Origin of the sequence: Pseudomonas sp. Sample_23 (genome assembly GCF_004307595.1) — a bacterium.
GTDB lineage: Bacteria > Pseudomonadota > Gammaproteobacteria > Pseudomonadales > Pseudomonadaceae > Aquipseudomonas > Aquipseudomonas atacamensis.
In genome coordinates, this window is record NZ_RCNX01000048.1 from 192,698 (window position 1) to 206,857 (window position 14,160).

Genomic DNA, 14,160 nt, shown 5'->3' on the forward strand with positions numbered 1-14,160 from the left:
ATCAGCGCTCAACCACGGCTCACAAACACGTCGGCCAGCAGTTGATTGCGCGGCAATCCGGCCAGGTACAGACGCTTGGCGAAGGCGTCGACACTGGCCGTCGAGCCGCAGACTAAGGCCAGGGTCTGCCGGGAAACAAGGCGCAGTTGCGCCAAAGCGGCGGCCGACTCGGCCGCGGTCCACAGCTCGACACTGAGGTTTTCCCGCTGCGCAGCCAGTGCGGCAAGGGGTTTGGCCAGATAGTGCTCACGTTCGTCATGGGCCAGGTGAATGACGCGGATGGCGCCTTGGTGATCCTGACGCAAGGCTTCGCGCAGCACACCGAACAACGGACCTAAACCGCTACCGGCGGCCAGCAGCCACAGCGGGCGCGTATGCCAGTCCGGGTCATAGTGCAAAGCACCACCGCGCAGCTCGCCGAGGCGGATCGAGTCGCCGATCTGCAGCTTGCGGGCGGCATCGACGAATTCGCCGGGCTGGCGGCAATCGAGGTGAAACTCCAGAAAGCGGTCTTCTTGCGGCAGGCTCGCCAGCGAGTACGGGCGGGCGATGTGGCCGATCCACAGCACCAGATGCTGACCGGCGCTGTAACGCAGCGGCCGCTGCGGGGTCAGGCGCAGGCGCAGAACGCTGTCGCTGAGCCAGTCCAGCGCTTCGACCAAGGCCGGCAGACCGTCAGTAATCGGGTCGAAGGTATGCACCTGCAAGTCTTCGACCACTTGGCATTGGCAGGCCAGGCGCCAACCGTCCTGACGTTGCTCGGCACTCAAGGCATCCGGGCGGTTGTCGCTGGGCACACCTCGGATGCATTGCACCAGACAGGCGTGGCAACTGCCGGCGCGACAGCTGTAGGGCACGGCGACGCCGTTGTGGTTGAGGGCATCGAGCAGATTGCTCCCAGCCTCAACCGTCCACTGCCGATCACCGACACGCAATTCAGGCATCGACGTTCTCCCACGCGGCGGCACAGCGATTGCGCCCGTCACGCTTGGCCCGGTACAGCGCCTGATCGGCACGCTGCAACGCCTCATCCAGATCATCGCCAACGGACAGCAGGGTCATGCCCGCCGACAGGCTCAGGTTGCGCACTTGCAGGCCCATCAATTCCACCTCGCTGAAGGCGATGCGCAAACGCTCGCAACAAGCAGTCAGGCGTTCGGCATCGCAGTCGGGCACCAGCACCACGAATTCCTCGCCACCATAGCGCGCCAGCACGTCACCGTCGCGCAGGCAGGCTTGCGCCACACCGGCAAACGCCTGCAATACCTGATCGCCGGCGGCGTGGCCGTGCAGATCGTTGATGCGTTTGAAGTGGTCCAGATCGATCAGCGCCAGCCCGTGCATTACGTCGCTGTCCAACGCGTTGAGCTCGCGCGAGGCGATGCGCAGGAAATGCCGGCGATTGAACAGCCCGGTCAGTTCGTCGGTGGCGACCAGGTCTTCAAGCTGGCGCATCATCCCGCGCAGGGTGTCCTGATGCGCCTGCAAGGCAAACCGGCGCTGACGCTGACGTTGCCGCGAGACCTGGACAAAGCGTGCGTAAAGCACCAGCCACGCCAAAACCATCGCCAGAATGCACACTTGCAACGCCGCGAGCGCAGGCTCGGCCAAGCGGAAGTGGTAAGCGTCCCACAGGGTAATCGCGGAGAAACTGAAGAACACCAGCAGCGCGCAGCGGATGAACACCCGTCGGGTGAGATGGAACAGGCCGAACAGCAGGATCAGCACATAAAACACCAGAAAAGCGCCGCGTGCCTCGTCGACATGGGCGATCAGCCACGTCTGCCAGCCCAGTCCCATCAGCACTTGCGCTTCGGTCAGGCTGGGGTCGGCGAAGCGCTGGTTGCGCCCGCTCCAGAACATGGCGAAAAGGCTCGCCTGACTGATGACCACCAGAGCGCTGCCGATGGCCACGCCACTCAGAGATTGCTGGTAATGCCCGGTGAAAAACGCCAGCCACAGCAGCAGCAAAGCCAATCCGTAGGTGGCCGCAGCGAGGGCGAAGCGTTTGAGCAAAAGGCGTTGAATGGCGTTATGGGTCAATCGTTGACTCACCGTGCGATAGGAGGCTGACCGAGTGTCCTACTCTACAGACCGGATGCCACTTTAGAGGGCCGGTCGCTAAATGACCACCGATTTTCGGGCTCGAAAATTGACGTCAAATGCATGACCTGATTGAGCTGCATTGATGCCCGCACCAGGTCCCTGTGGTGAGGGGATTTATCTTCGATGGGCTGCGAAGTGGCCCCTTGCAACCGGTCAATCACACTGAGCTCACAGGTTTTACGACTGCTGCGCAGCCGAGCGGGGATAAATCCCCTCGCCACAGGGTCATCCGACCAAAAGCCAATGTGCCCCCACCACCGAGGCGCGGTATACTGCCGCGCCTTTTTAGCGTCGCGCCACAAAGGGACAGCCATAAGCCGCAAGCCTCAAGCGGCAAGCTCAAGCTGTCCGCGTAATGCTTTAACTTGCCGCTCGAAGCTAGAAGCCTGTAGCTTCCCCACCGTTTTCAGAGGAGCGCGACTCATGACCGTGATCAAGCAAGATGACCTGATTCAGAGCGTTGCCGACGCCCTGCAGTTCATTTCCTATTACCACCCCGTGGATTTCATCCAGGCGATGCACGAAGCCTACCTGCGCGAAGAGTCGCCAGCGGCCCGTGATTCGATGGCGCAGATCCTGATCAACTCGCGCATGTGCGCCACCGGCCATCGCCCGATCTGCCAGGACACCGGTATCGTCACCGTGTTCGTCCGTGTCGGCATGGACGTGCGCTGGGATGGCGCCACCATGGGCCTGGACGACATGATCAACGAAGGCGTGCGTCGCGCTTACAACCTGCCGGAAAACGTCCTGCGGGCATCGATCCTTGCCGACCCGGCAGGCGCTCGCAAGAACACCAAGGACAACACCCCGGCCGTAATTCACTACTCCATCGTCCCGGGTAACACCGTGGAAGTGGACGTGGCGGCCAAGGGCGGCGGTTCCGAGAACAAGTCGAAAATGGCCATGCTCAACCCGTCCGACTCGATCGTCGACTGGGTATTGAAGACCGTGCCGACCATGGGCGCCGGCTGGTGCCCACCGGGCATGCTGGGTATCGGTATCGGCGGCACCGCCGAGAAGGCCGCAGTGATGGCCAAGGAAGTGTTGATGGAGTCCATCGACATCCACGAGCTGAAGGCCCGTGGTCCGCAGAACCGCATCGAAGAAATGCGTCTGGAGCTGTTCGAGAAGGTCAACCAGTTGGGCATCGGCGCCCAGGGCCTAGGTGGCCTGACCACCGTGCTCGACGTGAAGATCATGGATTACCCGACTCACGCCGCCTCGCTGCCGGTGTGCATGATCCCCAACTGCGCCGCCACCCGTCACGCGCACTTCGTGCTCGACGGTTCCGGTCCAGCCTCGCTGGAAGCGCCACCGCTGGACGCCTACCCGGAAATCGTCTGGGAAGCCGGCCCGTCGGCCCGTCGCGTCAACCTCGACACCCTGACCCCGGAAGAGGTGCAGAGCTGGAAGCCGGGCGAAACCGTGCTGCTCAACGGCAAGATGCTCACCGGTCGCGACGCCGCGCACAAGCGCATGGTCGAGATGCTCAACAAGGGCGAAACCCTGCCGGTGGATCTGAAAGGTCGCTTCATTTATTACGTCGGCCCGGTTGATCCGGTCGGTGACGAAGTGGTTGGCCCGGCCGGCCCGACCACCGCAACGCGGATGGACAAGTTCACCCGCCAGATCCTCGAGCAGACCGGCCTGCTGGGCATGATCGGCAAATCCGAGCGCGGCCCGACCGCGATCGAAGCGATCAAGGACAACAAGGCCGTGTACCTGATGGCTGTCGGCGGCGCCGCTTACCTGGTTGCGCAAGCGATCAAGAAGTCCAAGGTGTTGGCATTTGCCGAGCTGGGCATGGAAGCGATCTACGAGTTCGAGGTCAAGGACATGCCGGTCACCGTAGCGGTGGACAGCAAAGGTGAGTCGGTACACATCACTGGCCCGGCGATCTGGCAGCAGAAGATCAGCGAGAGCCTAGCGGTAGAAGTGCAGTAAGCTTCTGGTGTCATGAAAACGGCCGGTGCATCCGCGAAGATGCCCCGGCCGTTTTTGTGTGTTCAAACCAATTGCGATAAAAGAATCGCCCAAGCACAGAAAACGATCTTGCGCACCTGTCAGATCTGACAGGTCCATTAGCGGCCCACTCCTGTTAGCGTCTATCCATACGCCCTATGTAGCGCGAATGGATTCGACCATGGCCGATCAAGACCTCAGCATCACAGCTCCTTCCATCGCCAGAAGCTCATCGATCGCCACCATCGGCAAAAGCTGGAGCGCCGTTGGGCCGACCGCCTCGGCTGGATGCGAATTGCTGATCCCGCTATCGAGCGGTCGTGGCTACGGTCCGCAAATACCCTTGGCAATCAACAGCCAGAGCGGTAACGGTTCGTTTGGCCTTGGTTGCCACCTGGGCCTGAGCCAGATCAGCCGCCGCACCAACAAAGGTGTTCCACGTTATACCGAGCACGATGAAATCATCGGGCATGACGGCGAGGTGTGGATGCCAGAGCTCGATGATGCCGGAAACCTGAAGTCGCGCACGGAACACAGCTACAGAGACCGCCCCATTGCCGAACACAACGTCGTGACTTACCGGGCGCGGATCGAAAGTGATTTTTCCCTGCGCGAATGCTGGCATCCGGCTGACGGCGGAGCCCCTTTCTGGCTGATCCACGGCGCCGACGGTACGTTGCATGTCTACGGCAAAACCACCGCCTCACGCCGTGCCGACCCCGACGACCCATCACGCATCAGCAGCTGGCTATTGTGTGAAAGCATGAACGCCCATGGCGAACACATCTGCTACGAGTACAAGGCCGACGATCAGCCTGACGAGCAAGACCCGATTCACGACTACCGCGCCCAGCGCTATCTGCGACGAGTGTGTTACGGCAATGCCACGGCGAGCGATCACCTTTACAGCTGGGACACTGACCGACCGACGGATCTGCCATGGCATTTTCAACTGGTGTTCGATTACGGCGAACGCAGCAATTCGCTGACAGAGATTCCGAGCTACGAGGAAGTGAACCACTGGCGGCTGCGACCTGATCCATTTTCCACCTATGGCCAGGGTTTTGAGCTGAGCACCCGCAGGCTCTGCCAGCAAGTGTTGATGTTTCATCACTTCCCCGGGGGCCTGGCGACAGAGGCAAAACTTGCACGTCGCCTGCTGCTGGAATATCGACCGATCCAGAACACTGCGCAGTGGGCCTACAGCCAGATCAGCGCGGCGCACTATCAGGCCTTCGATGCGCAAGGCAATGTCGAGCACTCACCGCCGCTAGAGTTCGAATACTCGCCCTTCGAGATCAACAAGGCACCTGCACGCCTGTTGGAAAACGAGACTCAACCGGGCATCGAAGACGGCGGGTTCTATCAATGCGTTGATCTGTATGGCGAGGGCGTGCCGGGCTTTCTCTGCCGCTACGACAACGCCTGGTATTACCGAGAACCGCTACGCGCGGCGCCTGGTACCGAACTGATCGGTTACGGCCCATGGGTTTTGCTGGACAGGATCCCGGTGGCAGATCGCAACCGCGCCGTGGCGCAACTGCTTGATCTGACCGGCGACGGCCGCCTGGACCTGATCATCGCCCGGTTGGGTTACTGCGGGTTTCATGCGCTGAATGCGCAGCGGCAATTCGAACTGTTCAGCGCGTTCGACAAGTTTCCCCGGGAACACCAGGATCTGACTTTGACCATGGGGGATTTCAGCGGCGACGGGCTGATGTCAGCGGCCAGCATCAGCCCCGACCGCGTGCGCCTCTATGCCAGCCTGCGCGAAAAAGGCTTCGCCGCCGCACAGGAAATACCCCATGAATACGCAGACGACCGTCTGCCGGTGTTCAGCAACTCGCGAACCGAACTGGTGCTTCTGGGCAACCTGCTCGGCAGCGACATGCCCGAGCTGTGCCGCATCCGCCATGACGAGGTCCGCTGCTGGCCGAATCTTGGTCATGGCAAATTCGGTCAAGGTCGCAAGATCAGCGCCCTGCCCTTCACCCATGAAGAATTCGACGCCTCGCGGGTACGTCTGGCCGATCTCGATGGCTCCGGCGCGCCGGCATTGATCTATCTCAAATCCGAAGGGTTCGACATTTACCTGAACCGGGGCGGCAACGGCCTGGAGCAGATTCCCGTCAGCGTGCCGTGGCCTGAAGGCGTGCGCTATGACCGTTTGTGCCAGGTCAGTTTCGCCGACCTGCAAGGCCTCGGTTGCGCCAGCCTGATTCTGACGGTGCCGCATATCCAGCCGCGGCATTGGCGCTACGATTTTGTTGCAGCCAAGCCCTACCTGCTGGTCAACAGTAACAACAACATGGGCTGTTCCAGCAGCGTGACTTATCGCAGCTCGGCTCAGGAATGGCTGGATGAAAAGGAGCGGCTGCTGGCACTTGAGCGTGCACCGGTATGTCACCTGCCCTTTCCGCTGGCCGTGGTGAAGAAGCAGGAGCAGCACGACGAGATCACCGGCAACCGGTTGACCCAGTCGTTCACTTGGCGCGAAGGGTTCTACGACGGCAGGGAGAGGGAATTTCGCGGGTTCGGCTACTTGCAGCAACTTGACTGCGAGGTTGGAACCGATCCTTCAGAGCCTGGCTTCAGCGAGCCGGTGCAAACATGCACCTGGTTTCACAACGGTCAGGAAATCAATCGCTCCCGCGACGATTATTTCAGCGCGGATGTGGACGCCTGCCCGTTGGGCGAAACCCTGTTCAGTCGTTACCACCCCAAAGGTGAAATCGATGAGCCCGTCACTCCGGAGGAGTCCGACAGTCGCTATCGGATTGCGCAGGCACTGGTTGGCTCGGTCGCTCGAACAGAAATTTTTCCCTACCGCGCCGATGCGCAGGCGCCCGGTGCAGCCGCACTGTACTCGGTAGAAGAGAAGCGCTATCTGGTTCGCGAGGTGCGGCCACAGGGGCCATATGCCGCAGCCGTTCTGCTGCCCCTTCAGGTCGAAGCCATCAGCTATCAGTACGACGGTTTTATCAACGACCCGCTGTGCCGCCACGATGTCACCCTGCGCTGGAACGCTTATGGCGCCGCGACCCACGCACTTACGGTGAGCTATGCGCGCAGGTTGACCGCCCAGAGCCCGCCCCCCTTCACCGAAGACCATCTGAATCAATGGTGGTCCGACGCTCACGACGAGGCGCAGCAATACTTTTACATCAGTGAAACCCGTGCACGTCTGATCAATCTGCCAGAGCCACAGCAATGGCGATTGGGCTTGCCGTATCTGGAACGGGGCGATGCGCTGAAATTGGCCAAAGGTACGCTCCCCGGGGAGTTGAACCCGGCACGGGTGTCTTTCGAATCACTGAGAGAGCTGCAGGATACGCAAGAATGGGCCATGGAAAGGGTACTGACTTCGCAATCCATACAGCGTTATGTGGACGTAGAGGGTATTGAACTGGATGACGGCGTCGCCGGATTCGAAGCGCTGTCGCACTCTCTGGAGCTTGCCCTGCTGGATAAAACCGCGCTGGACGCTTACAGCATTGTGCCGGACCTGAATATCCGCGAGGCCCTCGCGGCAATTGGTTACTCACCCATGGCGCTGCTGTTCGAAGCACCGCCCAGCGAGGAACCAAACCTCTGGTCGTCGCGGTTCAATCTGGCCCGGTACGGCGACTTGCAGGCGTTCTACAACGTGCTCGATTTCAATGAAACGCCAAGCCATGGCGTGACCAAAGCCGAATACGATCAACACCATCTGACAGTCATGCGCATGGAGTTGCCCGACGGTTGTGCCGTCCAGGTCGCGGAGTTCGATTATCACGCCCTGAAACCCAAGCGAATCACCGACGCCAATGACAACACTGAAGAAGTCATCTACGAGCCTTCCGGTCAGCCACTGATCATCAGCTTTCACGGTACCGAGAACGGCAAACCTGCCGGATTCGACAAGCTGACCGATGACTGGACCTTGCCGGATCCCAGTCCGGAATACGCCATTCAGTTTCCGGAAGATACCGTAGGACACGCAGCGAGCACTCTGCACAAAAACCTTTTCAGCTGGATGGGCCTGATACCCGCCTCCACACTTCAAAGCCGCGCGATCAAGCAAGGTGACCTGTTGCCCGGCGGGCATATCCGTGCCAGCGCACGTCGCCGGCTTGCGCGAAATCCCGGCCCGACGCCTGAAGACCAGCAATTGCTCATGGCCATTGAACTGGCTTACCGAGAACCGGTTCACACCGTAGTGCTCAGCGCCGACCGCTATCCCTACGACGCCATAAAGGCGCAGATCCAGATCGTCAAAACCTGCGTCGACGGCTTTGGTCGGGTACTGCAAACCCAGCAGAAGGTCGATCCGGGGTTGGCTTATGTGGTGGGTGAGGATGGTCAATTGCTGATCGAAGAAGGTGAGCAACCGACGCAGACACGCTGGCGCATCAGTGAACGCGTCGAATACAACAACAAAGGTCTGCCGCAGCGCCAATACCGGCCGTTTTTCGCCAACACCCACCGCTACGTCAATGATCAATCGCTGCGCCAACTCGGGTTGTTCGATCAGCTGTTCTATGACGCAACGGGGCGTCCGATCAAGCTGATCAACGCCAAGGGCGACTTTTCCCGCGAGACTTATCATCCTTGGTATCACGCCAGTGAGGACTTCAACGACACCGCTGAAGAGCTGGTGTCTACGCGTGGGTCAGGCTCATGACCGCCTCCGCGCATTGGCGCACGCCTTCGCTGACCGTCAGCGACGGGCGTGGCCTGCCAGTCCGTCAGGTCGCTTATTTGCGTACCGTGGCGGGTGACACGCCGAAAGCTCTCGTGACTCGCCAGCGCCACGATGTCGCCGGGCGTCTGGTCGCGCAACAGGATCCGCGCCTGCCGACAGCAAACACAACCAGCGTGTTTGCGCTGAACGATATCGCCGTGTTTACCAACAGCCGGGATAGCGGCTGGCGCCTGCTGCTGCCGGGCAGGGCCGGGGAGCCCGGACACCGTTGGGATGAGCGCGGCCACGTCTGGCAGTCGACCTTCGACGAGCAATTGCGCGTGGTGCAGCTCGAAGTTTCGGGAAACGGCGAAAATCAGCTCGATACCTTCACGTACGCCCCAGGCTCTGCCGAAGCAGACTCCAACCTGCGCGGCCGGTTGATCCGGCAGACAGATCCGTCAGGTTCGCTGGACATCACCGGCTATGCCCTCACCGGACAGGCACTGGTGGAAAAGCGCACTTTTCACGATAACGAAGCGTTCACCAGCCATCAGGTGTTCAGTCCGCTTGGCGCCGTGCTTGAACAGACCGATGCCGGCGGCCATCACAGAGCATCGCGCTATGGTCTTGCCGGGCAGCTCAGGCAAATGGAGCTGCAAGTCGAGACGAAAGTCACGCAGGTCTTGCTGGATGCGCAATACAACGCCAACAATCAGATCACCTCGCAACTGGCCGGTAACGGTGTCCTGAGTCAGTGGACGTATGACCCGGCCGACGGACGCCTGCATACGCGCACCAGTCAGAAAACTGCTCACCCCAGATTGCAGGATCTGCAATATTTCTACGATCGCATCGGCAATATCATCCGCATCGAAGACCACGCCTTCGAGCCCGTCTGGTTCGCCAATCAACGGGTCGACGGCCACCGCGAATTCAGCTACGACTCCCTGTACCGGTTGATCCGCGCGACCGGTCATGACGACGCGCTGCCCCCGGACATTCCCGGCCTGCCGCGACCGCCCGACGAGAAAAACCGCCTCAATTACACGCAGACGTATAGCTACGACGATGGCGGCAATCTGACCGAATTGCGTCATCAGCGCGACGGCAACAGTCGTACCCGCACGATGTACATCGACCAGAAAAGCAATCGCGGGGTGCGCTGGCAAACAGGCGACGAGCCGCCGGACTTCTGCACCTGGTTCGACCCGCACGGCAATCAACGCAAGCTGCGCCACGGTCCGTCATTGCAATGGAGCAGGCGTGATGAGCTGGAGCGCGTGGATCTGGTTATCCGTCAGGACGGCGATAACGATGCCGAGTATTACCAGTACAGCGCCGGCCAGCGGGTCCTCAAATGTCATGAATGGTTTACCGACAAGGTCCGCCACTTCCACCAGGTGCGCTACTTGCCGGGGCTGGAAATTCGCAGCAAGGACAACGGCGAGGAGCTGCACATCATCAGCCTCGGTAACGCGCGCTGCCTGCATTGGGCGCAACGTTCAGTGCCGATAGACGACCAGATGCGCTACACCCTCGAAGACCACCTCGGCTCTTGCGTAATGGAGCTCAATGAAAACGCTGTGGTCACCAGCGCAGAAGGCTATTACCCGTTCGGCGAAACCGCGTGGATGGCGCCGGAATCGGAAATCGAATACCGCTTCATCCGATATTCCGGCAAGGAAATGGATGTCAGCGGTTTGTACTACTACGGCGCCCGCTATTACGCACCGTGGTTGCAGCGTTGGGTCAGTACTGACGCCGAGCAGGCGGACGGCCTGAATTTATATGCATTCGTGGGAAATAACCCGATCCGTTTCATCGATCCGGACGGCAACAAGCGTGCAGAAGGCGTGATCATGCTGTATTCGGCGTTCGCATCCGCCGTGGAAGGGCATTCCGAAGAAGTACTGGGACAGCTGCACAACATCATTCATCAGGATGTTGCACTGAGCATGGCAATGAATCTGGCGGGAGAAACCCTCAGAGGCGTTATCGGTTATGAGGGTGGATCAATCGGTGGTACGCAATTTGACACCATGATCCCCGCTCTTGAAGTAAAGCCGAATGTGTTGAAACCCTCAGGCTTGATCGGCGGCAACATCGGTGGAGATGTCGCCGCAGCTATTGGCGAACCACTGGCTGACCATGTCAGGCTTCGCGTCGGTCCTTTGATACCGCAGACCTCGCAGATGTCCGTCAGCGCGATTGATCAAAGTCTGGGAATTCAGGAATCGGTCAGGGAGATCAACTCCTGGAAAGACTTCAGGAGGGAGCTGCTCCATCCAGCACTCAATGCGATCACCAACCCAGTGTTTTTGATGAACAGAGTATTCGGATCGGTAATCGCCATCATTCCCGGCGCACTGAATATGGGAAGTCGGGCGCAGGAAGCACAGGACATCAAGAACCGCCTCGACCCGGTGAAAATCGAAAAGATCGAGAAAATGCTCAGCGACTGGAAAGCAGCCATCGAAGAACGGTCTGCATGGGCAGAGAATGCCTTTGATGCACTGGGCGTTGACAGTGTTTCGCCCGCCAATGTGCTGCCGAATGCGAACAGCAACACGTCCAGCGAAACGTTGGCGGTCATCACGCGTTCCGGCCTGCAGCAAAGGAACCGGGCTGTACTTGCGAACATCGCGCAAGCGCAGGCCGGCCTCGCGCATTACAAAGAGATGGGGTCGACGGACAACCAGTATTTGGCAAGGCAGCGACATCTGGCATCGAAAAAAACTGGCAGTCCACTGGTTGCCAAGTTTAAAAATGGACGATGAAACCATGCACTTGCGCACGCCGTCCTTATCGGCCACTGACGGTCGAGGCTTTACTGTCCGGCAGGTCGATTACCTGCGCAACCTGGCCGGCGCCTCCCCCAAAGCCCTCGTGACTCGCCAGCAATACAATTTGGCCGGCCGTCTGGCACTGCAGCAGGATCCGCGTCTGGCCGTTGCCAACGTCAGCACCGTTTACGCGCTGAACGGCGATGCGCTGTACACCGCCAGCGTTGACAGCGGCCAGCGTTTGATGCTGCCCGGGTTGGCCGGCGAGCCAGTGCAGCGATGGGACGGCCGCCACCAGCATTGGCAGTCGTCGTTCGACGAGCAACTGCGCGTGGTGAAGCTCGAGATGACCGGCAACGACAAGACACAGCTCGATACCTTCACCTATGCCGACGGTTCTGCCGATACAGGTAGCAACCTCCGTGGCCAGTTGATCCAACGGACAGATGCCTCCGGTTCGTTCGAAGTTGCCAGCTACGCTCTCACCGGCCAACCACTGCAAGAGACCCGCCTGTTTCACGACGGCGCATCTTTCGCCAGCCATCAGGTATTCAGCCCGCTCGGTACCATGCTCGAGCAAACCGACGCCGGCGGGCATTGCCGGCAATCGCGCTACGGAGTCGCAGGACAGCTTAAAACAGTGGATCTGCTGATCGGAGGCACAGAACGGCACCACGTATTGCTGGCTGCGCACTACAACGCCAATGGCCAGATCATCGAGCAACAGGACGGCAACCTGGTGCTCAGCCAATGGACCTACGATCCAGCCGACGGACACTTGCGCACCCGGATCAGCCATAAGCCCGGCCAACCCGCATTGCAGGATCTGCAATATTTCTACGATCGCGTCGGTAACATCACTCGCATCGAAGACCACGCCTTCGAGCCCGTCTGGTTCGCCAATCAACGGGTCGACGGCCACCGCGAATTCAGCTACGACTCCCTGTACCGGTTGATCCGCGCGACCGGTCATGACGACGCGCTGCCCCCGGACATTCCCGGCCTGCCGCGACCGCCCGACGAGAAAAACCGCCTCAATTACACGCAGACGTATAGCTACGACGATGGCGGCAATCTGACCGAATTGCGTCATCAGCGCGACGGCAACAGTCGTACCCGCACGATGTACATCGACCAGAAAAGCAATCGCGGGGTGCGCTGGCAAACAGGCGACGAGCCGCCGGACTTCTGCACCTGGTTCGACCCGCACGGCAATCAACGCAAGCTGCGCCACGGTCCGTCATTGCAATGGAGCAGGCGTGATGAGCTGGAGCGCGTGGATCTGGTTATCCGTCAGGACGGCGATAACGATGCCGAGTATTACCAGTACAGCGCCGGCCAGCGGGTCCTCAAATGTCATGAATGGTTTACCGACAAGGTCCGCCACTTCCACCAGGTGCGCTACTTGCCGGGGCTGGAAATTCGCAGCAAGGACAACGGCGAGGAGCTGCACATCATCAGCCTCGGTAACGCGCGCTGCCTGCATTGGGCGCAACGTTCAGTGCCGATAGACGACCAGATGCGCTACACCCTCGAAGACCACCTCGGCTCTTGCGTAATGGAGCTCAATGAAAACGCTGTGGTCACCAGCGCAGAAGGCTATTACCCGTTCGGCGAAACCGCGTGGATGGCGCCGGAATCGGAAATCGAATACCGCTTCATCCGATATTCCGGCAAGGAAATGGATGTCAGCGGTTTGTACTACTACGGCGCCCGGTATTACGCGCCGTGGTTGCAGCGTTGGGTCAGTGCCGATCCGGCGGGGGATGTGGATGGGTTGAATCTGTATGGATTCGTCGGTAACAACCCGATCATTCATGTCGACCAGACCGGTGCCTTCAAAGTGGTGTTTGACCTGATCAGAAAAGCGGTGGGTATTTTTGATCAAGCGCAAACTGCGGCGGAGCAATTGCACAACCTGACCACCGAGTTCGATGGCCTGATTCCTGAAGGCCAGAACATCGAGGAGGTGCGCAAAAGCATGACGTTCGGCAAATTCATCACCTCCCGGGCCGGCATCAAATCGCTCTTTTACGGTATCGGCAAAGGCATCGCCATCGGCAGTGTCATCGGCACCGTGGTACCCGGAATCGGCAACGCCATCGGTTCCGGCGCAGGGGCAATCGCGGGGGCAATAGTGTTTCCGGTATTGCGTTACCACTTCTTCAAGAAAGGTTTGAAAGCAGCGCAGACACTGCAGACCCAAGAGCTCAAGGACGGGCTGAAAACGCTGGGCGACGGCGCTGCAAAAGCCGTCGACGGCGCGGGGGCTCTTCTTGATGGAGGTGCTGCGCTTATCGACAGCATCAAGACCTTCACGGATAACCTCAACAGCTACTCCGAGCACATCCAGAAGATGTTTTATGCCCAACTGGACGCACTGGATGCAGAAAAACAGCGTCAGGTCATGAAGCTGTCCAGGAATGGTGTAGACCCGTTCGAAGCCATCGACAAGGTCATGCAAACCGCACAGGTAATCATCGAAGCGCCGAGCGAGGCGCAAGGCGTGACTGAACGCCTGCAGCAACTGGAGCGCTCGCTCGCTGCCGAACCTCAGGCAAGACCGGTGCCGAAGCCGAGGTTGAATCTTGTGCATCGACGTCAGGTACAGGAGACAGCTGTTTAGCAGACACGGCCGGC

Annotated in this window: 6 protein-coding genes; 4 read left to right on the top strand and 2 right to left on the bottom strand. The window is 59.8% G+C overall.

The genetic code is table 11. The features are described 5' to 3' along the window. Positions 1 to 8 precede the first annotated feature (8 nt). Positions 9 to 944, bottom strand: coding sequence for an iron-sulfur-binding ferredoxin reductase (locus D8U82_RS13390; protein ID WP_130902330.1), 936 nt, complete (start codon positions 942 to 944; stop codon positions 9 to 11). After that, entirely contained in the window at positions 937 to 2,043 is a 1,107-nt protein-coding gene (locus tag D8U82_RS13395; RefSeq protein WP_073471934.1) for a GGDEF domain-containing protein, read from the bottom strand. Before D8U82_RS13395 ends, D8U82_RS13390 begins: the two co-directional genes overlap by 8 nt. A 486-nt stretch (positions 2,044 to 2,529) precedes the next feature. Between D8U82_RS13395 and D8U82_RS13400 the strand changes: the two genes are divergently transcribed. The 4 genes from D8U82_RS13400 to D8U82_RS13415 all read left to right on the top strand — a co-directional run bounded on the left by D8U82_RS13400 (position 2,530) and on the right by D8U82_RS13415 (position 14,146). Next, positions 2,530 to 4,053 (top strand): fumarate hydratase, encoded by a 1,524-nt coding sequence (locus D8U82_RS13400; protein WP_024014122.1) that lies wholly within the window; start codon positions 2,530 to 2,532, stop codon positions 4,051 to 4,053. 199 nt (positions 4,054 to 4,252) lie between these two features. Then, a complete protein-coding gene (locus tag D8U82_RS13405) occupies positions 4,253 to 8,734 on the top strand; it encodes a SpvB/TcaC N-terminal domain-containing protein (protein ID WP_130902331.1) in 4,482 nt (1,493 codons plus the stop codon). Between the two features lie 86 nt (positions 8,735 to 8,820). Further along, entirely contained in the window at positions 8,821 to 11,514 is a 2,694-nt protein-coding gene (locus tag D8U82_RS13410; RefSeq protein ID WP_241668060.1) for an RHS repeat-associated core domain-containing protein, read from the top strand. Beyond that, positions 11,504 to 14,146, top strand: a complete 2,643-nt coding sequence (locus tag D8U82_RS13415; RefSeq protein ID WP_241668059.1) for an RHS repeat-associated core domain-containing protein — start codon at positions 11,504 to 11,506, stop codon at positions 14,144 to 14,146. Before D8U82_RS13410 ends, D8U82_RS13415 begins: the two co-directional genes overlap by 11 nt. Positions 14,147 to 14,160: the final 14 nt, after the last annotated feature.